The following is a 24,548-nucleotide window of genomic DNA, read 5'->3' as shown; positions in this document are numbered from 1 at the left end:
TTCCCCGGATGCGGTACGCGGGGATCGTGGTGGCCGGGGGCTCGGCCCGCAGACTGTCCGGTGTGGACAAGCCGGCCCTGTCGGTGGGGGGGAAACCGTTGCTCGCCCGCGCGATCCACGCGCTGGAAGGCGCCGAACGGGTGATCGCCGTCGGCCCGCGGCGGTCCGGCTTCGACGTCGTGTGGACGCGGGAACCGGTGCCGGGCACCGGGCCGGTGGCGGCGCTGGCGGCCGGGCTCGCGTTCGTCCCGGACGACGTCGAGGTGGTCGCGGTGCTGGCCGCGGACCTCCCGGGCGTCCGCCGGTCCACAGTGGACCGCCTGGTCACGGCACTCGGCGACGGCGACGGCGCCGTGCTCGTGGACGCCGGCGGGTCCCGGCAGTGGCTGCTCGGCGCCTGGCGGGTCGCCGCGCTGAAGGCGGCGCTGCCGGAGCGGCTGGAGAACGCGGCGCTGCGGCGCGTGCTGGGCGCACTGACCGTCACCGAGATTCCGGCGGAACGGGGCGAAGCGGACGACATCGACACCCCCGAGGACCTCGAGCGCCACCGCTGATCGCCTGCTTCACAGATGTCACACCGAAGAAGGTGTTGGCTACTCAGGGGCCAACGCGTGCGTCCGCGTGCCGGACGGACGGACGACCGGGGGACGCAGTACGGTCGCACCGCGTGATCACCGTCGCGGGGGCGGCGCACGGACTTTCAAGGAGGCAGAGTGACCGAGCCCGGCTACGCCGAGGGCGGGAACGGGCAGCAGCCCGGGACGCCGGCCCGGGACGCCCAGTTGCTGGAGCGGACCGTGTTCGAGGTCAAGCGGATCATCGTCGGGCAGGACCGCCTGGTCGAGCGGATGCTGGTCGGCCTGCTGGCCAAGGGCCACCTGCTGCTCGAAGGCGTGCCCGGCGTCGCGAAGACCCTCGCGGTGGAGACGTTCGCCCGGGTCGTCGGCGGCTCGTTCTCCCGCGTCCAGTTCACCCCCGACCTGGTGCCCGCGGACATCCTCGGCACCCGGATCTACCGCCAGGGCGCCGAGCGCTTCGACGTCGAGCTCGGCCCGGTCGTGGCGAACTTCGTGCTCGCCGACGAGATCAACCGCGCGCCGGCGAAGGTGCAGTCGGCGATGCTCGAGGTGATGGCCGAGCGGCACGTGTCGATCGGCGGGCAGACCTTCCCGATGCCCGACCCGTTCCTCGTCCTGGCCACCCAGAACCCGATCGAGAACGAGGGCGTCTACCCGCTGCCCGAGGCGCAGCGCGACCGCTTCCTGTTCAAGATCCTCGTCGAGTACCCCACGGCCGAGGAAGAGCGCGAGATCATCTACCGGATGGGCGTCACCCCGCCCACCCCGCACGAGGTGCTCAGCCCGGGCGAGCTGGTCCGGCTGCAGGGCGTCGCCGCGCAGGTGTTCGTGCACCACGCCCTCGTCGACTACGTCGTCCGGCTCGTCCTGACCACGCGGACGCCGAACGAGCACGGCCTCGCCGACGTCGCCGGCTGGGTGTCCTACGGCGCCTCGCCGCGCGCGAGCCTCGGCATCATCGCGGCCGCGCGGGCGCTGGCCCTGGTCCGCGGCCGCGACTACGTGCTGCCGCAGGACGTCGTCGACGTCGTGCCGGACGTGCTGCGCCACCGGCTCGTGCTGTCCTACGACGCGCTCGCCGACGGCGTGCCCATCGACCACATCATCACGCGCGTGCTGCAGACCGTGCCGTTGCCGCAGGTCTCGGCCCGGCCGCAGGGCGGGGCCGGCCAGGGCGGCCCGGTCCCGGCGGGCGCGCCGGTCAGGTAGCCGGCGATGGCGAAGAACGAGAAGGGCACGCCCCGCCCTTCGTGGGCGCCGCCGGTGCTGCGCGGCGAACGGCTGGAGGCCGGCCTCCGGACCCTGGAGCTGGACGTCCGCCGGCGGCTCGACGGGCTGCTGCAGGGCAACCACCTCGGCCTGGTGCCGGGGCCGGGGTCCGAGCCCGGCGAGGCGCGGCCGTACCAGCCCGGCGACGACGTGCGCCGGATGGACTGGGCGGTCACCGCCCGCACCACGACCCCGCACATCCGCGAGACCGTGGCCGACCGCGAGCTGGAGACGTGGGTCGTCGCCGACCTCTCGGCGAGCCTCGACTTCGGGACGGCGCTGTGCGAGAAGCGTGACCTGGTGGTCTGCGCGGTCGCGGCGGTCGCCCACCTGACCGGGGGCGGCGGCAACCGGATCGGCGCGCTCGTGTCGACCGGCGCCGAGACGACCCGCATCCCGGCGCGGGGCGGCTTGGCGCACGCCCGCGGGCTGGTGCGGAGGCTGGCCGAGACACCGCGGGCGGCCGAGGGCACGCGGGGGGACTTCGCCGAGGCCCTGGAGGCGCTGCGCCGGCCGCCGCGCCGCCGTGGCCTGGCCGTGGTGATCTCCGACTTCCTGGGCGACACGTCCTGGGAGCGGCCGCTGCGGGCGCTGGGCGGGCGCCACGAACTGATCGCGATCGAAGTCCTCGACCCGCGCGACGTCGACCTGCCCGAGGTGGGGACCGTCGTGCTGGCCGACCCGGAGACAGGGAAACAGCGCGAAGTGCATGCGTCGGCCTTGCTGCGCAAGGAGTTCGGGGCCGCGGCCCACGCCCACCGCCAGACGGTGGCGGCCGGCCTGCGGCGCGCGGGTGCGGCGCACCTGACGCTGCGCACGGACGCCGACTGGATCGCCGACATGGTGCGGTTCGTCGTCGCCCGCAAGCGCCGCTGGTCGGGGGGTGTCGCGTGAGGGAGCTTGCGACCGAACCATTCAACACAGCGCTTCCGGCTCAGGCGGCACCGAGCGTCAGCGAGGTGTGCGCATGAGTTTGACGGGGTTCAGCGCGCCGTGGTGGTTCCTGCTGCTGATCGCCGTCGCGGCGGTCGCGATCGGGTACGTGCTGGCGCAGCGCGCGCGGCGGAAGCGGACCATGCGGTTCGCGAACCTGGCGCTGCTGGACAAGGTCGCGCCGAAGAGCCAGGGCTGGGTGCGGCACCTGCCGGCGGTGCTGATCGTGCTGTCGCTGCTGCTGCTGACCGTGGGGCTGGCCGGGCCGACCGCCGAGCAGAAGGTGCCGCGCAACCGGGCGACCGTGATGCTCGTGATCGACGTGTCGCTGTCGATGGAGGCCACCGACGTCGCGCCGACGCGGCTGAAGGCGGCGCAGGACGCGGCGACGCAGTTCGCGCGGAACATGACCCCGGGGATCAACCTGGGCCTGATCTCGTTCGCGGGCACGGCGACCGTGCTGGTCAACCCGACCACCGACCGCAACGGCGTGATCAAGGCGATCGAGAACCTGAAGCTGGCCCAGTCGACGGCGACCGGCGAGGGTATTTTCGCGGCCCTGCAGTCGGTGGAGAGCTTCTCCAGCGTGGTGGGCGGGGCCGACGGACCGCCGCCGGCCCGCGTGGTGCTGATGTCCGACGGCAAGCAGACGGTGCCCGAGGACCTGTACGCGGCGCGCGGCGGCTACACGGCGGCGCAGGCGGCGAAGCAGGCCGGCGTGCCGATCTCGTCGATCTCGTTCGGCACGACCCACGGCTCGGTCGACATCGACGGCAAGGCCCAGCCGGTCAGCGTGGACGACGAGTCCCTGCGGGAGATCGCGCGGCTTTCGGGCGGCGACTTCTACAAGGCGGCCAGTGCCGAGGAGCTGAAGAAGGTCTACGCGGACCTCGGCGAGCAGATCGGCTACGAGCTGAAGGACGCCGACGCGAGCAAGCCGTGGGTGGTCGTGGGCACGCTGATCCTCATGATGGGTGCGGCGGCCAGCCTGTTCTTCGGCCAGCGGCTCCCGTGACTCAGGCTCGGCGGACGCCGTAGAGGCTTCCGCCGAGCAGGGTCACGCCGGAAAGCACACCGCTCACGAACGGGACCCACGCCGCGGCGGTGCCGAGCAGAGCGAGCCCGACGACCCCCAGCACGGTCAAGGCCACCCCGATCACCAGGATCGAGCGCGCCTTCCACGCCGAGGCCAGCGCGACGAAGTGCAGGCCGACGACGGTCGCGATCCACGCGACGTTCGCCTGCACCGGCGCGTCCAGCAGGCTGAGCACGAAGAACCCGGCGACGAGCAGCACCACCTCGCCGATCACGATGACCCGGTAGCTCGGCCCGAACATCGGCCGGTCTTCGAGCGTCGGCCGCCCGCCGGCGCGGACGCCGAGGACCACCACCGCCGCCAGCGCGGCCACGGCGAGGGCGCGCAGCACCCAGCCGATCGCCGCGGGGAGCGGGTCGCCGGAGTTGACGAGGACGAACACGGTGCCGAACGCGGCGCCGATGAGCGCCCCCAGGAACTGCTGTCGCATCCGGCGAACCTACCGGAGGGTGATCACGCGCCCGCGAACCCGTTCCGCCGAGCGACCGGCCGGTGCGGCGATCGCGTGGCGGCCTCACGCGCCCGGGGTCGCGAACCCGTTCTGCCGCCAGGCCTCGTAGACCGTGATCGCCGCGGTGTTGGCCAGGTTGAGCGACCGGCTGGTCGGCAGCATCGGCAGCCGCACGCGGTCGGTCACCTCCGGGGCCTCCTGCACCGAAGCGGGCAGCCCCACCGACTCCTGCCCGAACATCAGCACGTCCCCGGGTGCGTACGCGACGTCGGTGTACAGCCGCGTCGCCGACGCGCTGAACGCGTAGACCTTGGCCGGCAGCAACACTTCCCACGCCGCCGACAGCGACGCGTGCACGTGGACGCGCGCGAGGTCGTGGTAGTCGAGCCCGGCCCGGCGCAGCTGCTTGTCCTCCAGGGTGAACCCCAGCGGCTCGACCAGGTGCAGCTCGCACCCCGTGTTCGCCGCGAGCCGGATCGCGTTGCCCGTGTTCGGCGGGATTTCGGGCTGGTGGAAGAGAATGCGGAACACGGGCTCAGTCCCCGAGCAGGTCCGCGTACACCTTGCGGACCGCCTCGGGCGGCGCCGCCGGACGCAGCGTCGCCGGGTCGATGAACACGTACCGGACGTTCGCGGCCGCGACGAGCGTCTCGCCGCGGTGGATCTCGAAGTCGAAGATCAGCGACGTCGTCCCGAGGTGGGCCAGGTACTGCGAGACGACCAGGTCGTCGTCATAGCGGGCCGGCGAGCGGAACTTCAGGTTCGCCTCCGCCACCACGACGTCCGTGCGGTGGGCCAGGAACTCGTCGTGCGAACCGAAGAGCGCCTTCTCCGCCTCGAAGGCGCACATGTCCACATAGGCCAGGTAGTGGGCGTTGAAGACGATGCCCTGGCCGTCGCACTCGTGGTAGCGCACGCGCAGCGGCATCTCGACGACTCGGTGGCGGGGTTCGGTCACCGGCCCAATCTAGCGCTCAGCCGTGCAACGCTCGGTACTCGGCCGCCGCGCCCGGCTGCAGCGGCACCGGCTGCGTGCCGATCAGCGTCCGCACGTCGAGGAACTGCGTGCCGACCGCCTCGGCGGGCACGAGGTCGGTCGCCCGTTCCACGAGCAGCCGGACGATCGCCGAGGCGACGTCGCCGGGCAGGGCGGGGGAGCAGACCAGCAGGTTCGCCACGCCGATGGTGCCGAGCGCGCCGACCCCGCGGTACGCCCCGTCGGGCACCTGGACCTGGTCGTACACCGGCCCGTACGCGGCCCGCAGCGCGGGCACCACCGAATCCAGGGGGAGCAGGGCGATGGGTGTCGTGCGGGTGAGGTCCGCGAGCTTCGGCGTCGGCACCCCGCCGGACCACAGCATGGCGTCGATCCGCCGGGCGGCCAGTGCTTGGACGGCGTCGTCGAAGAGCAGGTGCCGGGCGTCGACCGTGATCCCCGCCTTCGCGAACAGCCGCTCGCCGAGCTGGGCCGCGCCGGACCCGCTCGCGCCGAGCGACACCGGACGTCCCGCCAGGTCGGCGAGGCGGTGCACCGGGCCGTCCGCGCGCACGACGAGCTGCAGGTAGTTCTCGTAAACGCGGCCGAGCGCGAGCAGCGGCACCTTCGCGGTGAACGGCGCGTTCCCGGCGAGCGCGGTCTGGGCGACGTCGGCGAGCACCAGCCCGAGATCGGCCTGGCCGCTCCGGACCAGGCTGACGTTGGCGACGCTCGCCTCGGTGGGCACGGCGGTGGCGTGCAGCCGCGGCTCGACCCGGCTCAGCTCGGCGGCCAGCAGTTCGGCAAAGGCCAGGTAGAACCCGCCGCGCTCGCCGGCCGCGATGGTGAGCGTCCGGTCCGGACCGCCGTAGCCGGACGTCGAGCAGCCGGCCAGGGCCAGGCCGAGACCGCCGAGCAGGGCGGTGCGGCGGGTGCACCTCATCGTGGCACCTCCAGCGGCAGGGTGACGCGGACTTCGAGCCCGTGCGGCTCCGCCTGGCGCAGTTCCAGGACCCCGCCGCGGGTGCGCACCTGCTGGTGCGCGATGGCGAGCCCGAGCCCGGTCCCGCGCGGGGCGCCTTCGCCGCCCGCGCGCCAGAACCGCTCGGTCGCCCGCGCGCGGTCCTCAGTGGACAGTCCGGGTCCGTCGTCGCGGACGACGAGGGTCGCCGTCTCCGCACCGCTTTCCCAGTCCGTGGTGATCTTCGCGCCGCGGCCGGCGTAGTGGACGGCGTTGTCCAGCAGAACATCGAGGATCTGGGCCAGCTCGCCTTCCGGGCAGCGGACGGTCACCGGCTCGTCGTGCCCGGGCGGCGGCACGAGCGTCGCACCGGCGTCCTCGGCGGACGGGCGCCAGGCGTCGACGCGTTCGGCGAGCACCGAGGCGAGGTCGCACGACTCGTCCGCGCCCCCGGCCGCGACCCGCGTCGCGGTGCTCTCGGCCAGCGCGAGGGCCAGCAGCCCGTCGAGCAGCCGTTCGAGGCGTTCCACCTCGGCCACGGTCGCCCGGTAGGTGGCCTCGTCGCCCTCGACCCGGCCGGCGAGCGAGTCCACGCGCAGCCGCAGCGCCGCCATGGGGTTGCGCAGCTGGTGGGAGGCGTCGGCGACCAGCCGGTGCTGCTGGTCGGCCGCTTCGAGCACGGCTTCGGACATCCGGTTGACCTCGCCGGCCAGCACCCGCAGCTCCCGCGGCCCGGTGCGTTCGGGGACGTGCGCGCGGTGCCCGGCGGCGACGGCGAGGACCCCGGTCTCCAGCTCGTGCAGCGGCCGCACCATCCAGCGGGCCAGCACCACCGCGAGCAGCACGAACACCACCGCGACCAGCAGCGCCCCGGCGCCGATCGTGCCCCAGCGGGTGGCGACGTCCGCGGCCGCCGCCGTCACCGACGCCCGCAGCACGACCACGCCGGACACCCGGGTGCCGGTGCCGACCGGCCGCGCGAAGTACGCCGGTTCGGCCGACGACGGGCCGAGCCGGCCGACCTGCGGCGCCGGCTCGTTGCGCATGGTCGCCTCGACCAGCGCGTGCACCGCGGGGTCGGCCGCGGTCAGCCCGCCGGCCTGCACCAGCGGTGCGCGCCGGGCGTCGACGATGACGACGCCTTCGCCGTACAGATCGGCGTAGCGGGCCGCGTCGGCCACGAGGGCGGCGGAGTCGTGGGTGTCGACGGCCTGCTGGGCCAGCACGACGAACCGGTCGACGTCGGCGGTGCGGGAGATGACCAGCTGCTGGGTGCGCTGCTCGGCGGTGGACAGCAGCAGCGGCACGGCGAACGCGGCGACCACCGCGAGTGCCAGGGCGACCAGGACGACCAGCAGCCGGGTGCGCACGGGGTCAGTCCCGGCCGAGCCGGTAGCCGAAGCCGCGGATGGTGGTGAGCAGGCCCGGCCGGTCCAGCTTCGCGCGCAGGCCGGTCAGGTGGACGTCGAGCGAGCGCGACACCGCGAGGTAGGCGTCGCCCCAGACCTCGTCCATCAGCTGCTGGCGGCTGACCGCGGTCCCGGGACGCGCGGCGAGCACGGCCAGGATCTCGAACTCCTTGGTCGTCAGCCCGACGTCGTGGCCGGCGACGAGGACCCGGCGGGCACCGAGGTCGATCTCGACGTCCTCTATGCGCACGACGTCGCCGGCGGGTGCCTCGCGGGCCACCGCGCGCCGCACGACGGCGTCCATCCGGGCGAGCAGCTCGGCCAGCCGCACCGGTTTGGTCAGGTAGTCGTCGGCGCCGAGGCGCAGGCCACGCACGATGGACCGCTCGTCGCCGCGGGCGGTCAGCACGATGACCGGCACCGGCGAGACCGCCCGGATCTTGCGCAGGACGTCGAGTCCGTCGAGGTCGGGCAGTCCGAGGTCCAAGAGGACGAGGTCGGCGTCGCGGTGGCGGTGCAGGGCGTCGGCACCGCGGCCGACGCTGGTGACGGGATGACCGCGCGCGTGCAGCGACTCCGCGAGGGCGCCCGCGACCCCCGCGTCGTCTTCGACGAGGAGCACGCGCACGGCCATCCCCTTCTCAGCGTTCGCCCGCGCCCACCGGCTCGGGGCGTTCTTCGAGCTCGGAGGTCTTCGAGGTTTCCCGCATTGTGCCGTAGACGATCAGGGAGACCAGGACACAGCCCGCGACGTACCAGAAGAACACCGACTCGTGCCCGGCGCTCTTCAGCGCCTGCGCGATCAGCTCGGCGGTGCCGCCGAAGATCGCGACGGTGAGCGCGTAGGGCAGGCCGACGCCGATGGCGCGGATCTTCGTCGGGAACAGCTCGGCCTTCACGATCGCGTTGATCGACGTGTAGCCCGCCACGACGACGAGCCCGGCCAGGACGAGGAAGAACGCGCCGACCGGGTTCCGGGTCGAGCCCATGATCGTCATGATCGGGACGGTCAGCAGCGTGCCCGCGATGCCGAAGAACAGCAGCAGCGGACGGCGGCCGATCCGGTCGGACAGCCGGCCCGCCAGCGGCTGCAGGATCGCGGCCAGGAGGATCGCCGAGAACAGGATGATCGTGACCGTGCGCCGCGGGATGTGGGCGGTGTTCTCGAGGAACTTCTGGCTATAGGTGGCGAAAGTGTAGAACGCCACCGTGCCGCCGAGGGTCAGCCCCACGACGAGCGCGATCTCCTTCGGGTACTTGGCCAGCGTGCGCAGCGTGCCGCGTTCACCCGTCGTCGCGCTCTCGCCGGCTTCGCGCCTGAAGCTCTCGGACTCGTCCATCCCGCGGCGCAGCCACATCACGGTGAGCGCGGCGACGGTCCCGACGCCGAACGCGATCCGCCAGCCCCATGCCGTCAGCTGCTGCTCGGTGAGGATCGCCTGCAGGATGAGCTGCAGGCCGAGCGCCAGGAGCTGGCCGCCGTAGAGCGTCACGTACTGGAAGCTCGAGTAGAAGCCGCGCTTGCCGGGTGTGGCCACTTCGGACAGGTACGTCGCCGAGGTGGAGTACTCGCCGCCGACCGAGAGGCCCTGGATCAGCCGCGCGATCAGCAGCAGGATCGGCGCGGCGATCCCGATGGTGTGGTAGCTCGGCGTGACGGCGATGAGCAGCGAGCCGCCCGCCATCAACGTCACCGAGAGCACGAGCGCGCTGCGGCGGCCGAACCGGTCGGCGAACCGGCCGAGCATCCAGCCGCCGAGCGGGCGCATGAGGAACCCGACGGCGAACACGGCGGCGGTCCCGAGGAACGCGGCCGTGGTGTCGGTCGTCGGGAAGAACGACTTGGCGAAGTATGTGGTGAACGCCGCATAGGCGTACCAGTCGTACCACTCGACCAGATTGCCGATGGAGCCGCGCAAAACGTTGCCGATAACGCGTTTCTCGCTGACGGCGTCCGCGCCTGTGCCGCTGATCCGGGTTGTCATCGTCGACCTCCTGTGTTGCGACTCACGGTGACCAACCAGCGGGTAACCAGCAAGGTCGGAGGGCAGTTCCTTACACGGGCTTAGGACGGTCACCGGCACCCCGGGCGCGGGTGCGCGGCCCGGCGGAGCTGCCGATAACCTCGTGCCCGACATCAGCGCACGGTCGACGAAGAGGGAGAACACTGTGGGACGGTCGGTTCTGATCACCGGGGGCAACCGGGGCATCGGTCTGGCGATCGCCCGGGACCTCGCGGAGCAGGGACACCGGGTGGCCGTCACGCACCGTGGTTCGGGCGCGCCCGAGGGCCTGTTCGGCGTCCAGGCGGACGTCACCGACACCGAACAGGTCGACGCGGCGTTCAAGCTCGTCGAGGAGCACCAGGGCCCGGTCGAGGTGCTGGTGTCCAACGCCGGGCTGACCGACGACACGCTGCTGATGCGGATGAGCGACGAGCAGTTCGAGCGCGTGGTCGACGCGAACCTGACCGGCGCCTTCCGCGTCGCGAAGCGGGCTTCCCGCGGCATGCTGCGCGGCAAGTGGGGCCGGTTCGTCTTCATCTCCTCGGTGGTCGGGCTCTCCGGCTCGGCCGGCCAGGCCAACTACGCGGCGTCGAAGGCGGGCCTGGTCGGCTTCGCGCGCTCGCTGGCCCGTGAGCTCGGTTCGCGCAACATCACCTCGAACGTCATCGCTCCCGGGTTCGTGCACACCGACATGACCGACGAGCTGTCCGAGGACCGCAAGAAGCAGATCCTCGCGCAGGTGCCCTCCGGCCGGTACGCGGAGCCGTCGGAGATCGCCGCCGCGGTGCGCTACCTGGCCTCCGACGAGGCCGGCTACGTCAACGGCGCGGTGTTGCCGGTCGACGGCGGCCTCGGCCTCGGCCACTGATTTCCGTTCACCCGAACCAAGACTTGGAGGACCCGTGCCCGGACTGCTCGAAGGCAAGCGCCTGCTGATCACCGGCATCATCACCGACGCGTCGCTCGCCTTCCACGCGGCCAAGATCGCGCAGCAGGAGGGTGCGAAGGTGGTGCTGACCGGCTTCGGCCGGATGTCGCTCGTCGAGCGCATCGCGAAGCGGCTTCCCGAAGAGGCGCCCGTGATCGAGCTGGACGTCACCAACCAGGAGCAGCTCGACGGCCTCGCCGACAAGGTCCGCGAGCACGTCGACGGCCTCGACGGCGTGCTGCACTCGATCGGCTTCGCCCCGCAGACGTGCCTCGGCGCGCCGTTCCTCGACGCGCCCGCCGAGGACGTCAAGACGGCGATCGAGATCTCGACGTACTCGTACATGTCGCTGGCGAAGGCGTGCCTGCCGCTGATGGGGCGCGGTTCGTCGTACGTCGGCATGGACTTCGACGCGCGCGTCGCGTGGCCGGTCTACAACTGGATGGGCGTCGCGAAGGCCGGGCTCGAGTCGGTCAACCGGTACCTGGCCAAGGAGCTGGGGCCGCAGGGCATCCGCGTCAACCTGGTCAGCGCGGGCCCGATGAAGACCATGGCGGCCAAGTCCATCCCGGGCTTCGTCGACCTGGAGGACGGCTGGGGCGAGCGCGCGCCGCTCGGCTGGGACAGCACGGACCCGGACCCGGTGGCGAAGAGCGTCTGCGCGGTGCTCTCGGACTGGCTCCCCGCCACCACCGGCTCGATGATCATGGTCGACGGCGGGGTCCACTTCCTCGGGATCTGAGCCTCACACGGTCACCGGTTCGCGGTCGTCGTTCCGCTGGACGACGACCGCGACCGTGAGCGCCACCAGCGTCGCGGCGCCGAGCGCGAGGCCCGTCCACGCCACGCTCGGGAAACCCAGGCCGGCGCCGATCGCGACGCCGCCCAGCCAGGGGCCGATGGTGTTGCCGACGTTGAACGCCGCCGTCGTGCTCGCGCCGACGAGCGTCGGCGAGCCGCCGGCCACGGCGTACGTGCGGACGTTCAGCGCCGGGTTGGCGCCGAACCCGGCGGCCCCGAAGACGAGCACGGCCGCCACCGCGACCACGGCGTCGGTGGTCGTCGCGAGGACGACCAGGGCCGCCAGCGCGAGCCCGACACAGCCGTAGAGCGTGGCGAACGGGCGGCGGTCGGCCAGCCGCCCACCGGCCGTGATGCCGACGAGCGCGCCGACGCCGAACAGGGCCAGCACGCCCGGCACCCACGCCTCCGGCAGACCGTCCGTTTCGGTCAGCAGCGGTGCGAGGTAGCTGAACGCGGCGAAGATCATGGCCTGGCACAACGCGATCACGCCGAGTGCGAGCCAGACCCGGCCGCGCCGGTACAGCCGCAGCTCGGTGCGGACGCTCATCCCACCGCCGGTCGTCTCCGGCACCAGCGCGGCCACCCCGGCCGCCGCCAGCAGCGTCACCGCCGCGACCGCCCAGAACGCCGTCCGCCAGCCCGCGTGCTGGCCGATGAACGTCCCCGCGGGGACGCCGGCGATGTTGGCCACGGTCAGCCCGCCGACCAGCACCGCCATCGCGCGGCCGCGACGCTCGACGGGCACCAGCGCGATCGTCGTCGCCACGGCGACGGCCCAGAAGCCCGCGCAGGCGAGCGCGGCCACCACCCGCGTCGCGAAGAGCAGCGCGTACCCGGTGGAGAGCGCGCCCACGACGTGCGCGCCGAAGAAGACCACGAGCAGCGCGAGGAGCGTCCGGCGGCGGGGGAGGCGCAGGGTGCCGATCGCCAGCAGCGGCGCGCCGACGACCATGCCGATCGCGAAGGCGGAGATCAGCAGCCCGGCGTCGGGGATGGTGACACCGAGGTCGGCGGCCATCCCGGGGAGCAGGCCGGTGATCATGAACTCGGACGTGCCCAGCGCGAACACGCTGAGCCCGAGGACGAAGACGGCCAGGGGCACGGGTCCTCCTAAGTTGTGGATCGATCAGTACAAAATTCGTGCGGCAGCTGGTTGTGGTGTGGGTGTGCTCTATCGGGTGATCGCCGACAGGGCGAGATCGGCGACGGCGTGCATCGCTTCGGGGCTCGCGCCGCGGCGGGACATCACCCGGAGCCCGGAAATGGTGCCGAGCAGGAACTCGGCGACGTCGGCCGGCGCGCGGCCGTCCCGGAGGCTGCCGTCGAGGACGCCCTCCCGGGCGCACCCGGTGAGCAGGGCCAGCTGCTTTTCGGTGTCGTTCCGCAGGGCGGCGCCGACCTCGTCGTCGGGGGTGCCGAGCTCGGCGAGGGTGTTGACGACGAGGCAGCCGCGGCGGCCGTGCTCCAGTTCGTCGTCGACGAGGTCGTCGAACATGGCCGCGAGACGGTCGGCGGCGGTGCCCGGTCCATCGAGGACGGCTTTCCGGCCGGCGAGGCCCTGGGCGCTGTAGTGCGTCAGGGTCCGCTGGAACAGGGCTTTCTTGCTGGTGAAGGTGTTGTAGACGCTGCTGCGCCCGAGCCCGGTGGCCTCGCACAGGTCCTGCGTCGAGGTCGCCTCGTAGCCGCGCGTCCAGAACGCGTGCATCGCGCTCTCGACGGCGGCGGTCTCGTCGAACTCCCGTGGCCTGGCCATGGGACGAGGCTACCAGGGTTTTGTACTGGTCGATTCATAACGGCCCCGCGTCAGCGTGCGGGCCGCCACATCGGCAAGATGACGGGGTGGGATACGACGCGTTGCTGTGGCTTTCGTTCGGCGGTCCGGAAGGGCCTGACGACGTCATGCCGTTCCTCGAAAACGTCACCAGGGGCCGGGGCGTGCCGCGGGAACGGCTCCTCGAAGTCGCCGAGCACTACCGGCACTTCGGCGGCGTATCGCCGATCAACCGGCTGAACCGCGACGCGATGGCCGCGGTCGAGAAGCAGCTCGCGGCCGCCGGCATCGACCTCCCGGTGCACTTCGGCAACCGCAACTGGCACCCGATGGTCGAGGACACCCTGGCGTCGCTGACGTCGGAAGGCGCGAAGCGGATCCTGGTGTTCCCGACGAGCGCGTACGGCGGCTACTCGGCGTGCCGCCAGTACGACGAGGACATCGTGCGCGCCCGCGCGGCGGTCGGCTCGGATGCCCCCGAACTGGTGAAGCTGCGCCAGTTCTTCGACCACCCGCTGTTCGTCTCGGCGGTGGCGGACGGCGTCCGCGCGGCGCACGCGTCCCTGGGCGACGCGCCCGGCATCCGCACGGTCTTCACGGCGCACTCGGTCCCGTCGAGCGCGGACCTGGCATCCGGCCCGCCGATCGAGGGCGGCCGCCGGTACTCCCGCCAGATCGCGGAAGCGGCGCGCCTGGTCGCGGCCGAGGCGGGCATCTCCGAATACGACGTGGTGTGGCAGTCGCGGTCAGGGCCGCCGCAGGTGCCGTGGCTGGAGCCGGACATCGTCGACCACATCGACGCGCTGCACGCCTCGGGAGTCACCGGGGTGGTCGTCTCGCCGATCGGGTTCGTGTCGGACCACCTCGAGGTGATCTGGGACCTGGACAACGAGGCGGCCGAGCGGGCGGCGGAGCACGGAATGGCGTTCGCCCGCGCGGCGACGGCGGGTGCGGACCCCCGGTTCGCGGAGCTGGTGGTGGAGCTGGTCCGCGAGCACACGCACGGGGTGACACCGCGCAAGCTGTCCCCGTTCCCGGCGGCGGGCTGCACGGTGAACGGTGAGGCGTGCGCGGTGGCCTGCTGCGAGCCGGCCAAGCGCCCGGCCCGCTAGTTCGGCCGGCGCCGGGGGTGCGGCTGTGGTTGGCGGGGTGAGCGCGGCTGATGCCGGGTGCGGTAGTGGTTGGCAGAGCTGAGCCCGGCCGGTGCCGGAAGTGTGGCAGTCCTTGGCGGGCTGAGCGCGGCTGACGCCAGCGCCGGCGTGCGGCAGTGGTTGGCTGGTTGAGTGTGGCTGACGCCTGGGTGCGGCTATGCTGGGCGGGCTGGCCGCGGCTGACGCCGGGGTGCGGCTGCGGTTGGCGGGCTAAGCCCGGCCGGCACCCGGGGTGTGGCAGTCCTTGGCGGACTGAGCGTGGCTGACGCCGATGCCTCCGCGGCCGGGGCAGCCAGTAAGCGGAAGATCCACTGAGCCGAGGACTCCCGGGCTCAGCCTTCTCGGGCCGTCTGCTCCGCGAACACCCGCACGGCCTCGTTGACCGACGCGCACCGGGCCGTCCGCACCGCGTCCGACAGCGGCCGCAAAGCCTGAGCCCGCAACGACGATGCCGAAGCCGACAGCGCTCCGCCCGGGTCGTCGGACGATGCGATCGCGAGGATCGCCGCGATCTCCTCCGCCCGTTGCAGCACCCGCAACGCCCGCGCCGGCGTGCCCGCGGGCCAGTCCACGTCCGGGCGCGACCGCAGGTGCGCCGACAGCTCGGCCCGCACTCCCGGCCGATCCGACGCCACGTCCAGCGCCTGCAGCGCGCCGGCGCTGTTGCGGATCGCGTCCGTCAGCCCGTGCTCCGCTTCGCCCAGGCCGACGTACTCGGGCGTGACCGCCGCGGGCAGGGAGAACACCGTCCAGCGCACCAGCCCTTCGGCGATCGGCTGCGGCACCAGCCCGAAACCGAGCTCCGGGAGGACCACCGCGTCACCCGCGCGCAGCGCCGCCTCCGCGAACGGCCCGCCGCCGCCGAGGCCGCGGACGTCGCCCGGGACCGGGAGCACCAGCCACATGCTTTTCGCTCCCTGCGAACGCAGGGCCATGAGCAGCTGGACCGGGGTGGCCGCGCGGTTGAAGGCCAGCGGCAGCGTGAACGCCTCCGCCGCGGCCGCGTCGGCCGCCACGACGTCGTGGGCTTCACCCCACGCGAGCAGGGCGTCGAGGACATCGTCGGACGCCGCGGCTCCGTTCAGCCACGCGGACGACCAGACGGCGAAAGTCGCACTGGGACGGCACACGACGCCCTATTTTACCGGGCCGTCCCACCATCCGGCAGCGCGCCCACGCTGGAGTCGCTCCACATCGACGGACCGCCGATCCGGCAGTAGCGTCGAACGGGTGAACGCAGTTCCAGACGCTCTTCCCCGCACCGCCGGGGCCCTGCGCGCGGCCGGGTACGAGCCGCGGCCCATCGCTCGAGAGATCCACGACAACCTCCTCGACGCCCTGAAAACGGGCGAAGACGCCTGGCCCGGCATCGTCGGGTTCTCCCGCACCGTGCTGCCGCAGCTCGAACGCGCGCTGCTGGCCGGCCACGACGTCGTCCTGCTCGGTGAACGCGGCCAGGGCAAGACCCGCCTGCTCCGCACCCTCGCCGGCCTCCTCGACGAGTGGACGCCCGTCATCGAGGGCTCCGAGCTGGGCGAACACCCGCTGCAGCCGATCACGCCCGCGTCGATCCGGCGCGCCGCGGAGCTCGGCGACGAGCTGCCGGTCGCCTGGCGCCACCGCTCCGAGCGCTACACCGAGAAGCTCGCCACGCCGGACACCTCCGTCGGCGACCTGATCGGCGACGTCGACCCGGTGAAGGTCGCCGAAGGCCGCAGCCTGGGCGACCCCGAGACCATCCACTTCGGCCTGGTCCCGCGCGCCCACCGCGGCATCGTCGCCATCAACGAGCTGCCCGACCTCGCCGAGCGCATCCAGGTCGCCCTGCTCAACGTGATGGAGGAGCGCGACATCCAGGTCCGCGGCTACACGCTGCGGCTGCCACTGGACGTCCTGCTCGTCGCCACCGCGAACCCCGAGGACTACACCAACCGCGGCCGGATCATCACCCCGCTCAAGGACCGCTTCGGCGCCGAGATCCGCACCCACTACCCGCTCGACGTCGAGTCGGAGGTGGCCGTCGTCCGGCAGGAGGCGAACCTCGTCGCCGAGGTCGGCGAGCCGCTGCTGGAGGTCATCGCCCGGTTCGTCCGGAACCTCCGCGAATCGCCGGTCATCGACCAGCGCTCCGGCGTGTCGGCCCGGTTCGCCGTCGCCGCGGCGGAGACCGTCGCGGCCGCGGCCCTGCGGCGTTCCGCGCTGACCGGGGAAGAGCCCGCGGTGGCCCGGCCGGTCGACCTCGACGCCGTCCCGTCGGTGCTGCGCGGCAAGATCGAGTTCGAGCCCGGCGAAGAAGGCCGCGAGATCGAGCACCTCGTGCACCTGCTGCGGCGCGCGATCGCCGAGACCGCCCGCGAACGGTTCGCCGGGCTGGACCTGCGGCCGCTGGCCGACGCCGTCGCCGAGGGACACCTGGTCGCCACCGGCGAGCGCGTGCCGGGCGCGGACGTCCTCAAGGCCCTGCCGGAGCTCCCGGTGCTGCACGAGGTCGCCCGGCGGGCCGGTGTCTCGCCGGACGAACCCGCCGGCCGGATCGCGGCCGCCGTCGAGCTCGCGCTCGAATCGCTGTTCCTGGCCCGGCGGCTCGCCAAGGACTCCGACGACGCGACGACCGTCTACGGCCGATGACCGCGGTCCCGCTCCCCGACGGCTACTCCTACGGCCCGTGGCACGACGGGCCGGATCCCCTCGCGCCGCCGGCCGACCTGCGTGACGCGCTCGACGAGATCGGCCGCGAGGTCATGGCCGGCTCGTCGCCGCGGTCCGCGCTGGAGGAACTGCTCCGGCGCGGCACCGAGCGCACGTCGGGCCTCGACGAGCTGACCCGGCGCCTGTGGCAGCGCCGGTCGCAGATCCAGCGGCGCAACAACCTCGACGGCACCCTGCAGGAGGTTCAGCGCCTCCTGTCCGAAGCTCTCGACGCGGAACGGCGTGAGCTGTTCCCGGACCCGGACGACGAAGCGCGTTTTCGGGAGGCTCAGCTGGACGCGCTGCCGCCGGGTACCGCCGCGGCCGTGAACGAGCTTTCCGAGTACGACTGGCGGTCGGAGCAAGGGCGCGAGAACTACCAGAAGATCCGGGACCTGCTCGGCCAGGAGCTGATGGAGTCGCGCTTCCAGGGCATGAAGCAGGCGTTGCAGAACGCCGGGCCCGAGGACGTCGAGCGGATCAACGAGATGCTCTCCGACCTCAACGACCTCCTCGCGGCCCACGCCCGGGGCGCCGAGGACATCCAGAAGCGCTTCGACGACTTCATGGGCAAGCACGGCGAGTTCTTCCCGGAGAACCCGCGCAACGTCGAGGAGCTGATCGACGCGCTCGCCGAGCGGTCGGCGGCGGCCCAGCGGATGCTCAACTCGATGTCGGCCGAGCAGCGGGCGGAGCTGGCCGAGCTGACCCAGCAGGCGTTCGGCGACCCGCGGCTCGCGCAGCAGCTGGCCAATTTGGACGCTCAGCTTCAGGCCGCCCGGCCCGGTGAGGACTGGACGGGTTCGGAGCGCTTCCGCGGCAAGAACCCGCTGGGCATGGGCGAAGGCGCCCAGGCGATGGCGGATCTCGCCGAGCTGGACGCGCTGGCCGAGCAGCTCGGCCAGTCCTACCCCGGCGCGCGGCTGGAGGACATCGACCTGGAGTCGCTCGAGCGTCAGCTGGGCAAGGACGCCGGCGTCGACGCGCGGCGACTGTCCGAACTGGAGCGTGAGCTGCGCCGCCAGGGCCTGTTCGAACGGGCCGCCGACGGGACGCTCCGGTTGTCGCCCAAGGCGTTGCGGCGCCTGGGCGAGACGGCGCTGTCCGACATCGTGAACGCGTTGCGAGGCAAGACGGGCGACCGCGAGACGGAGTCGGCGGGTGCGGCGGGCGAGCCCACCGGCGCGTCGCGGCCGTGGCGGTTCGGGGACATGCAGCCCTGGGACGTGCCGCGGACGATCCGCAACGCCGTGCTGCGGTCGGTATCGGTGGGGGAGAGCGCGGTCCGGCTGAACGTCGAGGACGTCGAAGTGGTCGAGACGGAACACCGGTCGCGCGCGGCGGTGGCGCTGCTGGTCGACACGTCGTGGTCGATGGTCCAGGAGGGCCGCTGGCTGCCGATGAAGCGCACGGCGCTGGCGCTGCACCAGCTGATCAGCACGCGCTTCCGCAACGACGCGCTGCAGCTGATCACGTTCGGGCGGCACGCGATGTCGGTGGAGCTGCCGGAGCTGATCGGGCTGGAGGGTGCGTGGGAGCAGGGCACGAACGCCCACCACGCGCTGCTGCTGGCCGGTCAGCACCTGCGCCGGCACCCGGACGCCCAGCCGGTGGTCCTGATGGTCACCGACGGCGAGCCGACCGCGCATCTCGAACCGGACGGCGAAGCGGTTTTCGACTACCCGCCGCAGCCGAGGACCCTCCACAAGACACTGTCCGAAGTGGATCGCCTGGCGAAGCTGGGGGCGTCGGTGACGGTGTTCCGCCTGGGCGACGACCCGAGGTTGACGGCGTTCGTGGACGTGATCGCCCGCCGCTCGGGCGGCCGGGTGGTCGCCCCGGACCTGGATGGGTTGGGTGCCGCGGTGGTGGGCGACTACCTGCGCACCCGGCGCCGGTAGGGCCTGCCGCCTGGTCGGGCGATCGCACCGGACCCGGTTGGTCCGGGCGCTGCGGCAGTCGGGGAACTGGCTTGGAAGGGCCTCCGCGCCTTTGATGGGCGGGGCTCGGCCGGCTTGGGAGCCTGGCCGGGCGGCCGTCGGACCTGGGTGATCCTGGCGCAGCGGTGGTCGGGGACAACCAGCGCGCCCTGCGCTGCGAGAGCCCGCTCGGGGCCGGTCCAAGGCCCGCGTGGGTAAGGCCTTGGCGCCGCTGATGCGAGATCGCGCCCGACCTCGATGTCCTCGGCACGCCAGTTGGCCGAGCTCAACCGGCCCGGGGAACCCGCCCACCCACCCGGTGCAGGGACCGGGCGGCGAGGGCGGTGTCCTCGTGCCCGGCCGGCAGGTACGCGTGGTGGTCCGCGAGCACCTCGCGGCCCAGCGCGCGGGCCTGGGCTACCGCACCCGCCTCGGCCAGCACCTCGACCGACCGGCGCCGCAGCCGCAGGATCCGGCTCAGCCGCGGGGCCAGCTCGGCGGACGGCAGCGCGCGGAAGTGCCGCCACAGCGCCGCGGAATGGCCGACGAGGTCGGGCGCCGGGGCCTCGACCACGTCGAACGCTCGGTCCAACGCCGGTGCCAGCCGCTCTTCCGCGTGCAGCCGGCCGAGTACCGCTCGCTGGGTCAGCCGGTGCATCACGACCACGTCGCCGCGCACGTCGAACTCCGTCAGGGAGGCTCCCGCCAGGCCGGCGAGCGCCGCGTCCACCGCCACCGGGTCCGGCCCCGCTCGGTGCACCAGCGCTCGGCGCGTGCCCCGCGGCGCCAGCACCGCGAGCAGCTCGGCGACGACCTGGGCGCGGCTGTCCCGGGCGGCCACCATCCGCAGCGCGGCGAGCGTCGTGTCCTCGACGCAGGCCGGGTGGGTCTCGCCCGGCTCCCGCTCCAGCGGCGGCGTGTGCGGCAGCCGGTCGAAGTAGCCCGCGAAACCCTGCCGCCGGATCACCGCGCCCGCCTGGGCCAGCGCCAGCGGCAGGCAACCCAGCTCGCGGACGACGTCCACAGTGGCCTCGTCGGGGTCACGGCCCGCTCGCGCGCCGAGGAACCGGATCGCTTCGGCTTCGTCGAACCCGCCGACCGGGACCGTGCCGCCGAGGATTTCGAAGTCCGGCACCGTCGTCGTGACCAGCACCCTGGCTCGGGCGGGCAGCCAGCGGTTGAGCGCGTCCGGGTCGGTCGCGCCGTCGAAGACCACGAGAGCGTCGTCGAGGCCGTCGAGACACGCCAGGCCCGCTTCGGCGTCGGCACCGCCCAGCTTCGCGTACGCGAGGTCGGCGTTCGCGGGGTCCGCCACCCACACCACGGGCGAACGGCAGTCGCGGGCGAACGCGGCGGCCAGGTGAGTCTTGCCCACGCCGCTTCCGCCGCGCAGGACGCAGAACCGGCCCGCGGCGAACGTCTCCTCGATTTTGGCCAGCAGCGAATCCCGGTGCACGGCGGACAGCGGCTCCCGGGGGACGTCACCGAGAACCGGGGGCGCGGCGGGGACCCTGGGTTTCCGGCGCCGCAGCAGCACCACGACGACCAGCGCGGCCAGGACGATCACGGCGCCCGCGCTGCCCACCGCGACCTCCGTGCTCATCGAGCCAGGCTAACCGCGCTCGCCGCGGCGCGACGGCTACGGAAGGGTGACGCTTGACTCTCACGTCGCGTGAGGCACCACGGTGGTCTTCGGAAGGGCCGGAAGGCCGCAGAGGAGGGGAAACGATGGGGCATCCCGTGGGCAAGGTCGCCGCGCTGGCCGGGGTCACCGTCCGGACGCTGCACCACTACGACGAGATCGGCCTGCTCACCCCGAGCGGGCGGACGAGCTCGGGGTACCGCAGCTACGACGACGACGATCTCGACCGGTTGCAGCGCATCCTGTTCTACCGGGAGCTCGGGTTCCCCCTCGAGACGATCGCGACCCTCGTCGACGACCCCGGTATCGACGCCGGCGCGCACCTGAAGCGGCAGCGGGAGCTGCTGGTCGCGCGGATGGGCGAACTGGGGCGGATGGTCGCGGCCGTCGATCGCGCGATGGAGGCGAGAGCCATGGGCAACGCGTTGACGCCCGAGGAGAAGTTCGAAGTGTTCGGCGGGTTCCGCGAGCCGGACGGCTACGCGGAAGAGGCCGCGCGGCGGTGGGGTGACACGCCCGAGTGGCAGGGCGCGACCCCACCGTCCAAGGAGGACCTGGCGGCCGGGGAAGCGGCCCGCCAGGACTGGGTCCGCCGTCTGCGAGCCGTCCTGGACGCGGGTGGCGCGCCGGACGGCACCGAGGCGACGGACCTCGCCGAGGAGCACCGGGTGATGCTCGCCCGGGTCATGGGCGAGTGCTCGTACGAGACGCAGCGGCGGATCGGTGAGCTGTACGTGACCGAGCCGGTGCAGCTCGGGTTCCTGGTCCGGGCGGACGAGCAGCGGCCGGGCGTCGGGGAGTTCGTCCGCGACGCCATCGTGGCGAACATCGCACGCCGGCAGTAACCGCTGCTCCAGGTGGGGGAGGAGTCCCACCGGGCGGGAGGGCGCCGGGGGGAGCGCTTACAGTCGGGGGTATGCAGACTTGGTCATCGGTCGACGTGCCCCGCATCCCCGGCACCCCCCGCCCGCTGCGGCTCCACGACACGGCCACCGGGCAGATCCGCCCGACCGCGCCCGGCGCCACCGCCCGGATGTACGTCTGCGGCATCACGCCCTACGACGCGACGCACCTGGGGCACGCCGCGACGTACCTGGCCTTCGACCTGGTGAACCGCGTGTGGCGGGACAACGGGCACGACGTCCACTACGTGCAGAACGTGACGGACATCGACGAGCCGCTGCTGGAGCGGGCCGCGCGCGACCAGGACGACTGGGTCGTGCTCGGCATGCGCGAGACGGCGTTGTTCCGCGAGGACATGGTGGCCCTGCGTGTCCTGCCGCCGAAGCAGTTCGTCGGCGCGGTGGAGAGCATCCCCGAGATCGTCGAGGTCATCGCCAAGCTGCTCGCGAACGGCGCCGCCTACCGGGCGGACGACCCGGAGTTCCCGGACGTCTACTTCGACCACTCGGCGACCGGCAGGTTCGGCTACGAGTCGAACTACGACGAGCCGACCATGAGGAAGTTCTTCGCCGAGCGCGGCGGCGACCCCGACCGCGCCGGCAAGCGCCACCCGCTGGACGCGCTGCTGTGGCGCGTGGCCCGCGAGGGCGAGCCGTCGTGGGAGTCCGAGCTGGGCGCGGGCCGCCCGGGCTGGCACATCGAGTGCAGCGCGATCGCGGTCAACCGGCTGGGCCTCGGGTTCGACCTCCAGGGCGGCGGTTCGGACCTGATCTTCCCGCACCACGAGTACAGCGCGGCGCACGCCGAGGCCGTGGCCAAGGACGGGCCGTTCGCCCGCCACTACGTGCACGCCGGGATGATCGGCCTCGACGGCGAGAAGATGTCGAAGTCGCGCGGGAACCTGGTGTTCGTCTCGCGGCTGCGGGCGGACCAGATCGACCCGGGCGCGATCCGGCTGGCGCTGTTCGCCGGCCACTACCGCTCCGATCGCGCTTGGACCGCCACCCTGCTGACCGAGGCCGAGGCCCGCCTGGCCCGCTGGCGCGAGGCCGTCTCGCTGCCCACGGGACCGTCCGCCGAGGACACGATCTCCCGGCTGCGCGACCACCTCTCCGACGACCTCGACACGCCGAAGGCCCTGGCGGCGATCGACGCGTGGGCGAGCGAGGCCCTGCGCCGCGACGGCACGGACCCGGCGGCGCCCGGCCTGATCCGCGACGCCGTCGACGGCCTGCTCGGCATCACCCTCTGACGACCACGAGGAGGGCCCGGCACGGTGCCGGGCCCTCCTCGTGTATAACGACCTATACCGCCACGGGCCGGCCGGCGGCCAGCTCCAGGTGATCGCCCGACCAGTCCCGGCGCAGCCACCGGTCGTGGGACGCGATGACGACCGCGCCCGGCGCCGTCTCCAGGGCCGTGAACAGTTCTTCCGCCAGGGTCAGCGAAATGTGGTTCGTCGGCTCGTCCAGCAGGAGCACGTCCGGCGGGTCGGCGAGCAGCACCGCCAGTGCGAGCCGGCGGCGCTGGCCCACCGAAAGCGCGCCCACCGGCTGCCGCAGGTCCCGGGAAGCCAGCAGGCCGAGCCGGCTCAGCGGGGGAGCGTCCTCGCCGAGCGCGTCCCGGTACACCCGGGCCGCCGTGCGCTCCGGCTCGGCGAACGTGACGTCCTGCTCCAGCAGGCCGACGCGCACACCGTGTCCGAAGTGGACGGCGCCGCCCGCGGGCGTGAGCCGCCGCGCCAGCACGGACAGCAGCGTCGACTTCCCGGCGCCGTTCCCGCCGGTGACGAGCAGCCGGGCCGACGCGCCGACGTCCAGCCGCGGCAGGCTCAGCCGACCCGGCACCTCGAATGAGCGCACCGAGATCGCGGGTCCGTCGCCGCTGGCGTGACCGGTGAGCTCCGCCCGGAACCGCAGCGGTGCCGGGGGTTTGCGCACCTGGTCGCGTTCGAGGTGCTCGAGCCGCTGCTCGGCGTCGCGGACCCGCCGCGAGATCGTCTTCTGGACGCGGGCGCCCTTGAACTTGTGGATGAACTTGTCGTTGTCGCGGGGCGCGCGGCCGTAGGCGACGTCGCGCGCGGTGACCGCGACGGTCTCCCGCAGCTCCTTCAGCTCCTCCTGTTCTTCGGCGAAGCGCTGCTCCCACCGCGCCCGCTCGGCCTTCTTGTGCCCGAGGTAGTCGGAGTAGCTGCCGCCGTAGCGGACCGCGCCGCCGGCCTGGCGGTCGGCCGCGGCCGGGTCGAGGTCGACGATGTCGGTGCAGACGGCGTCGAGGAACACCCGGTCGTGCGACGACAGCACGACGATCCCGGTCAGCTCGGTGAGGTGGCGCTCCAGGAAGTCCATCGCGGCGTCGTCGAGGTGGTTGGTCGGCTCGTCCAGCAGCAGGGTTTCCGGCCGCCGGATCAGCAGCGCGGCCAAGCCCAGCCGGGATCGCTGCCCGCCCGACAGCGTGCCCAGCCGCCGGTCGGGTTCGACGCCGCCGAGGCCGAGCCCGTCGCAGACGAGCTTCGCGCGGCGGTCGGCGTCCCACAGGTCGTGGGCCTGCGCCCAGTCCAGGACGCGGCCGTACTCGTCGAGCACGCCTTCGTCGTCGGGCCGGTCGGTCATCGCCGCGGTCAGCTCGTCGAGCCGGGCGGTGGCCGCGCGGATCTCGGCGAGCGCGTCGTCGAGGACGTCGGCGAAGGTCGCGTCCAGGGCGAACGGCAGCTCCTGCAGCAGGAACCCGACGTCCGGGCCGCGGCGGACCTCGCCGGAGCGCGGTTCTTCGAGCCCGGCCAGCAGCCGCAGCAGCGTGGACTTGCCGGTGCCGTTCTCGCCGACCAGGCCGAGCCGCTGCCCGGCCGAGGCGGTCAGCGTGATGCCGTCGAGGACGACGCGGGTGCCGTAGCCGAAGACGACGTCCTTGGCCTGCAACGGAAAGAGGGTGGACATGTGCGATCACCGGGCCCGGATGAAGAGAAGCGGAAATCCCGCCGGGCGTCGTGGCACGCGGGAGCGTCAGGCTCGACCGGGTACCGCCTCGGAAGCGGGATGGGCGCGGTTCAGTTCTTCATAGTGG

General features: G+C 73.0%; 23 protein-coding genes. 11 read left to right on the top strand and 12 right to left on the bottom strand.

The features are described 5' to 3' along the window. Positions 1 to 8 precede the first annotated feature (8 nt). The 4 genes from mobA to ACZ7OU_RS32770 all read left to right on the top strand — a co-directional run bounded on the left by mobA (position 9) and on the right by ACZ7OU_RS32770 (position 3,795). The gene (gene mobA, locus ACZ7OU_RS32785; RefSeq protein ID WP_470244311.1) at positions 9 to 554 is read left to right on the top strand and encodes a molybdenum cofactor guanylyltransferase; all 546 of its coding nucleotides are present in this window, start codon (positions 9 to 11) and stop codon (positions 552 to 554) included. Positions 555 to 713: 159 nt separating this feature from the next. Continuing rightward, the gene (locus ACZ7OU_RS32780) at positions 714 to 1,787 is read left to right on the top strand and encodes an AAA family ATPase (protein WP_470244310.1); all 1,074 of its coding nucleotides are present in this window, start codon (positions 714 to 716) and stop codon (positions 1,785 to 1,787) included. A 6-nt stretch (positions 1,788 to 1,793) separates the two neighbouring features. Continuing rightward, complete coding sequence (locus ACZ7OU_RS32775) at positions 1,794 to 2,741, top strand: DUF58 domain-containing protein (RefSeq protein ID WP_470244309.1); 948 nt, start codon at positions 1,794 to 1,796, stop codon at positions 2,739 to 2,741. Between the two features lie 73 nt (positions 2,742 to 2,814). Further along, a complete protein-coding gene (locus tag ACZ7OU_RS32770) occupies positions 2,815 to 3,795 on the top strand; it encodes a VWA domain-containing protein (protein ID WP_470244308.1) in 981 nt (326 codons plus the stop codon). Between the two features lies 1 nt (position 3,796). On the opposite strand, the gene ACZ7OU_RS32765 is transcribed toward ACZ7OU_RS32770, so the two are convergent. The 7 genes from ACZ7OU_RS32765 to ACZ7OU_RS32735 form a co-directional block, all read right to left on the bottom strand. Beyond that, positions 3,797 to 4,306 (bottom strand): hypothetical protein, encoded by a 510-nt coding sequence (locus ACZ7OU_RS32765; protein ID WP_470258184.1) that lies wholly within the window; start codon positions 4,304 to 4,306, stop codon positions 3,797 to 3,799. Between the two features lie 84 nt (positions 4,307 to 4,390). Next, entirely contained in the window at positions 4,391 to 4,858 is a 468-nt protein-coding gene (locus ACZ7OU_RS32760) for a tRNA (cytidine(34)-2'-O)-methyltransferase (protein ID WP_470258183.1), read from the bottom strand. A gap of 4 nt (positions 4,859 to 4,862) precedes the next feature. Next, positions 4,863 to 5,285 (bottom strand): acyl-CoA thioesterase, encoded by a 423-nt coding sequence (locus ACZ7OU_RS32755; protein WP_470258182.1) that lies wholly within the window; start codon positions 5,283 to 5,285, stop codon positions 4,863 to 4,865. A gap of 16 nt (positions 5,286 to 5,301) precedes the next feature. Then, positions 5,302 to 6,246, bottom strand: coding sequence for a TAXI family TRAP transporter solute-binding subunit (locus tag ACZ7OU_RS32750; RefSeq protein ID WP_470258181.1), 945 nt, complete (start codon positions 6,244 to 6,246; stop codon positions 5,302 to 5,304). After that, complete coding sequence (locus ACZ7OU_RS32745) at positions 6,243 to 7,634, bottom strand: sensor histidine kinase (protein ID WP_470258180.1); 1,392 nt, start codon at positions 7,632 to 7,634, stop codon at positions 6,243 to 6,245. The genes ACZ7OU_RS32750 and ACZ7OU_RS32745 overlap by 4 nt, the downstream gene beginning before the upstream one ends. 4 nt (positions 7,635 to 7,638) lie before the next feature. Next, positions 7,639 to 8,307, bottom strand: a complete 669-nt coding sequence (locus ACZ7OU_RS32740) for a response regulator transcription factor (protein WP_470258179.1) — start codon at positions 8,305 to 8,307, stop codon at positions 7,639 to 7,641. 7 nt (positions 8,308 to 8,314) lie between these two features. Further along, complete coding sequence (locus tag ACZ7OU_RS32735) at positions 8,315 to 9,658, bottom strand: MFS transporter (protein ID WP_470258178.1); 1,344 nt, start codon at positions 9,656 to 9,658, stop codon at positions 8,315 to 8,317. A gap of 184 nt (positions 9,659 to 9,842) precedes the next feature. Between ACZ7OU_RS32735 and fabG the strand changes: the two genes are divergently transcribed. Continuing rightward, positions 9,843 to 10,547, top strand: coding sequence for a 3-oxoacyl-ACP reductase FabG (gene fabG, locus ACZ7OU_RS32730; protein ID WP_470258177.1), 705 nt, complete (start codon positions 9,843 to 9,845; stop codon positions 10,545 to 10,547). A 34-nt stretch (positions 10,548 to 10,581) separates the two neighbouring features. Further along, positions 10,582 to 11,349: an enoyl-ACP reductase FabI gene (gene fabI, locus ACZ7OU_RS32725; protein ID WP_470244299.1), complete on the top strand. Its 768-nt coding sequence runs from the start codon at positions 10,582 to 10,584 to the stop codon at positions 11,347 to 11,349. Positions 11,350 to 11,352: 3 nt separating this feature from the next. Here fabI and ACZ7OU_RS32720 read toward each other — a convergent pair whose 3' ends face one another. Both ACZ7OU_RS32720 and ACZ7OU_RS32715 read right to left on the bottom strand, forming a co-directional pair. Beyond that, positions 11,353 to 12,513 carry a Cmx/CmrA family chloramphenicol efflux MFS transporter gene (locus ACZ7OU_RS32720; protein WP_470258176.1) on the bottom strand — a complete coding sequence of 387 codons (1,161 nt, stop codon included), beginning with the start codon at positions 12,511 to 12,513 and terminating at the stop codon, positions 11,353 to 11,355. A gap of 69 nt (positions 12,514 to 12,582) precedes the next feature. Continuing rightward, a complete protein-coding gene (locus ACZ7OU_RS32715) occupies positions 12,583 to 13,164 on the bottom strand; it encodes a TetR/AcrR family transcriptional regulator (protein WP_470258174.1) in 582 nt (193 codons plus the stop codon). Between the two features lie 86 nt (positions 13,165 to 13,250). Between ACZ7OU_RS32715 and ACZ7OU_RS32710 the strand changes: the two genes are divergently transcribed. Then, on the top strand, positions 13,251 to 14,294 hold the full coding sequence (locus tag ACZ7OU_RS32710) for a ferrochelatase (protein WP_470258173.1): 1,044 nt from the start codon (positions 13,251 to 13,253) through the stop codon (positions 14,292 to 14,294). Positions 14,295 to 14,665: 371 nt separating this feature from the next. Here ACZ7OU_RS32710 and ACZ7OU_RS32705 read toward each other — a convergent pair whose 3' ends face one another. Then, positions 14,666 to 15,463 carry a hypothetical protein gene (locus ACZ7OU_RS32705; RefSeq protein ID WP_470258172.1) on the bottom strand — a complete coding sequence of 266 codons (798 nt, stop codon included), beginning with the start codon at positions 15,461 to 15,463 and terminating at the stop codon, positions 14,666 to 14,668. Between the two features lie 100 nt (positions 15,464 to 15,563). On the opposite strand from ACZ7OU_RS32705, the gene ACZ7OU_RS32700 reads away from it, so the two are divergent. Together ACZ7OU_RS32700 and ACZ7OU_RS32695 are read left to right on the top strand one after the other, a co-directional pair. After that, the gene (locus ACZ7OU_RS32700; RefSeq protein WP_470258171.1) at positions 15,564 to 16,961 is read left to right on the top strand and encodes an ATP-binding protein; all 1,398 of its coding nucleotides are present in this window, start codon (positions 15,564 to 15,566) and stop codon (positions 16,959 to 16,961) included. Next, a complete protein-coding gene (locus ACZ7OU_RS32695) occupies positions 16,958 to 18,922 on the top strand; it encodes a vWA domain-containing protein (protein ID WP_470258170.1) in 1,965 nt (654 codons plus the stop codon). The genes ACZ7OU_RS32700 and ACZ7OU_RS32695 overlap by 4 nt, the downstream gene beginning before the upstream one ends. 304 nt (positions 18,923 to 19,226) lie before the next feature. On the opposite strand, the gene ACZ7OU_RS32690 is transcribed toward ACZ7OU_RS32695, so the two are convergent. Then, on the bottom strand, positions 19,227 to 20,543 hold the full coding sequence (locus ACZ7OU_RS32690) for a hypothetical protein (RefSeq protein ID WP_470258169.1): 1,317 nt from the start codon (positions 20,541 to 20,543) through the stop codon (positions 19,227 to 19,229). A 125-nt stretch (positions 20,544 to 20,668) separates the two neighbouring features. Between ACZ7OU_RS32690 and ACZ7OU_RS32685 the strand changes: the two genes are divergently transcribed. Together ACZ7OU_RS32685 and mshC are read left to right on the top strand one after the other, a co-directional pair. After that, complete coding sequence (locus tag ACZ7OU_RS32685; RefSeq protein WP_470258168.1) at positions 20,669 to 21,427, top strand: MerR family transcriptional regulator; 759 nt, start codon at positions 20,669 to 20,671, stop codon at positions 21,425 to 21,427. 71 nt (positions 21,428 to 21,498) lie between these two features. Then, entirely contained in the window at positions 21,499 to 22,737 is a 1,239-nt protein-coding gene (mshC, locus tag ACZ7OU_RS32680; RefSeq protein WP_470258167.1) for a cysteine--1-D-myo-inosityl 2-amino-2-deoxy-alpha-D-glucopyranoside ligase, read from the top strand. A gap of 52 nt (positions 22,738 to 22,789) precedes the next feature. Here mshC and ACZ7OU_RS32675 read toward each other — a convergent pair whose 3' ends face one another. Further along, the gene (locus tag ACZ7OU_RS32675) at positions 22,790 to 24,421 is read right to left on the bottom strand and encodes an ABC-F family ATP-binding cassette domain-containing protein (RefSeq protein ID WP_470258166.1); all 1,632 of its coding nucleotides are present in this window, start codon (positions 24,419 to 24,421) and stop codon (positions 22,790 to 22,792) included. Positions 24,422 to 24,548 lie beyond the last annotated feature (127 nt).

The organism is Amycolatopsis sp. NPDC114505 (genome assembly GCF_055633615.1).
This window is presented reverse-complemented; position numbering and strand designations above follow the sequence as displayed.

What these genes read in the sequence shown, in the direction of transcription:
- mobA (WP_470244311.1), top strand. Translation starts at nt 9, where the DNA reads ATGCGGTACGCGGGGATCGTGGTGGCCGGGGGCTCGGCCCGCAGACTG.
- ACZ7OU_RS32775 (WP_470244309.1), top strand. Translation starts at nt 1,794, where the DNA reads ATGGCGAAGAACGAGAAGGGCACGCCCCGCCCTTCGTGGGCGCCGCCG.
- ACZ7OU_RS32770 (WP_470244308.1), top strand. Translation starts at nt 2,815, where the DNA reads ATGAGTTTGACGGGGTTCAGCGCGCCGTGGTGGTTCCTGCTGCTGATC.
- ACZ7OU_RS32765 (WP_470258184.1), bottom strand. Translation starts at nt 4,306, where the DNA reads ATGCGACAGCAGTTCCTGGGGGCGCTCATCGGCGCCGCGTTCGGCACC.
- ACZ7OU_RS32750 (WP_470258181.1), bottom strand. Translation starts at nt 6,246, where the DNA reads ATGAGGTGCACCCGCCGCACCGCCCTGCTCGGCGGTCTCGGCCTGGCC.
- ACZ7OU_RS32740 (WP_470258179.1), bottom strand. Translation starts at nt 8,307, where the DNA reads ATGGCCGTGCGCGTGCTCCTCGTCGAAGACGACGCGGGGGTCGCGGGC.
- ACZ7OU_RS32735 (WP_470258178.1), bottom strand. Translation starts at nt 9,658, where the DNA reads ATGACAACCCGGATCAGCGGCACAGGCGCGGACGCCGTCAGCGAGAAA.
- ACZ7OU_RS32715 (WP_470258174.1), bottom strand. Translation starts at nt 13,164, where the DNA reads ATGGCCAGGCCACGGGAGTTCGACGAGACCGCCGCCGTCGAGAGCGCG.
- ACZ7OU_RS32695 (WP_470258170.1), top strand. Translation starts at nt 16,958, where the DNA reads ATGACCGCGGTCCCGCTCCCCGACGGCTACTCCTACGGCCCGTGGCAC.
- ACZ7OU_RS32690 (WP_470258169.1), bottom strand. Translation starts at nt 20,543, where the DNA reads ATGAGCACGGAGGTCGCGGTGGGCAGCGCGGGCGCCGTGATCGTCCTG.
- ACZ7OU_RS32685 (WP_470258168.1), top strand. Translation starts at nt 20,669, where the DNA reads ATGGGGCATCCCGTGGGCAAGGTCGCCGCGCTGGCCGGGGTCACCGTC.
- mshC (WP_470258167.1), top strand. Translation starts at nt 21,499, where the DNA reads ATGCAGACTTGGTCATCGGTCGACGTGCCCCGCATCCCCGGCACCCCC.
- ACZ7OU_RS32675 (WP_470258166.1), bottom strand. Translation starts at nt 24,421, where the DNA reads ATGTCCACCCTCTTTCCGTTGCAGGCCAAGGACGTCGTCTTCGGCTAC.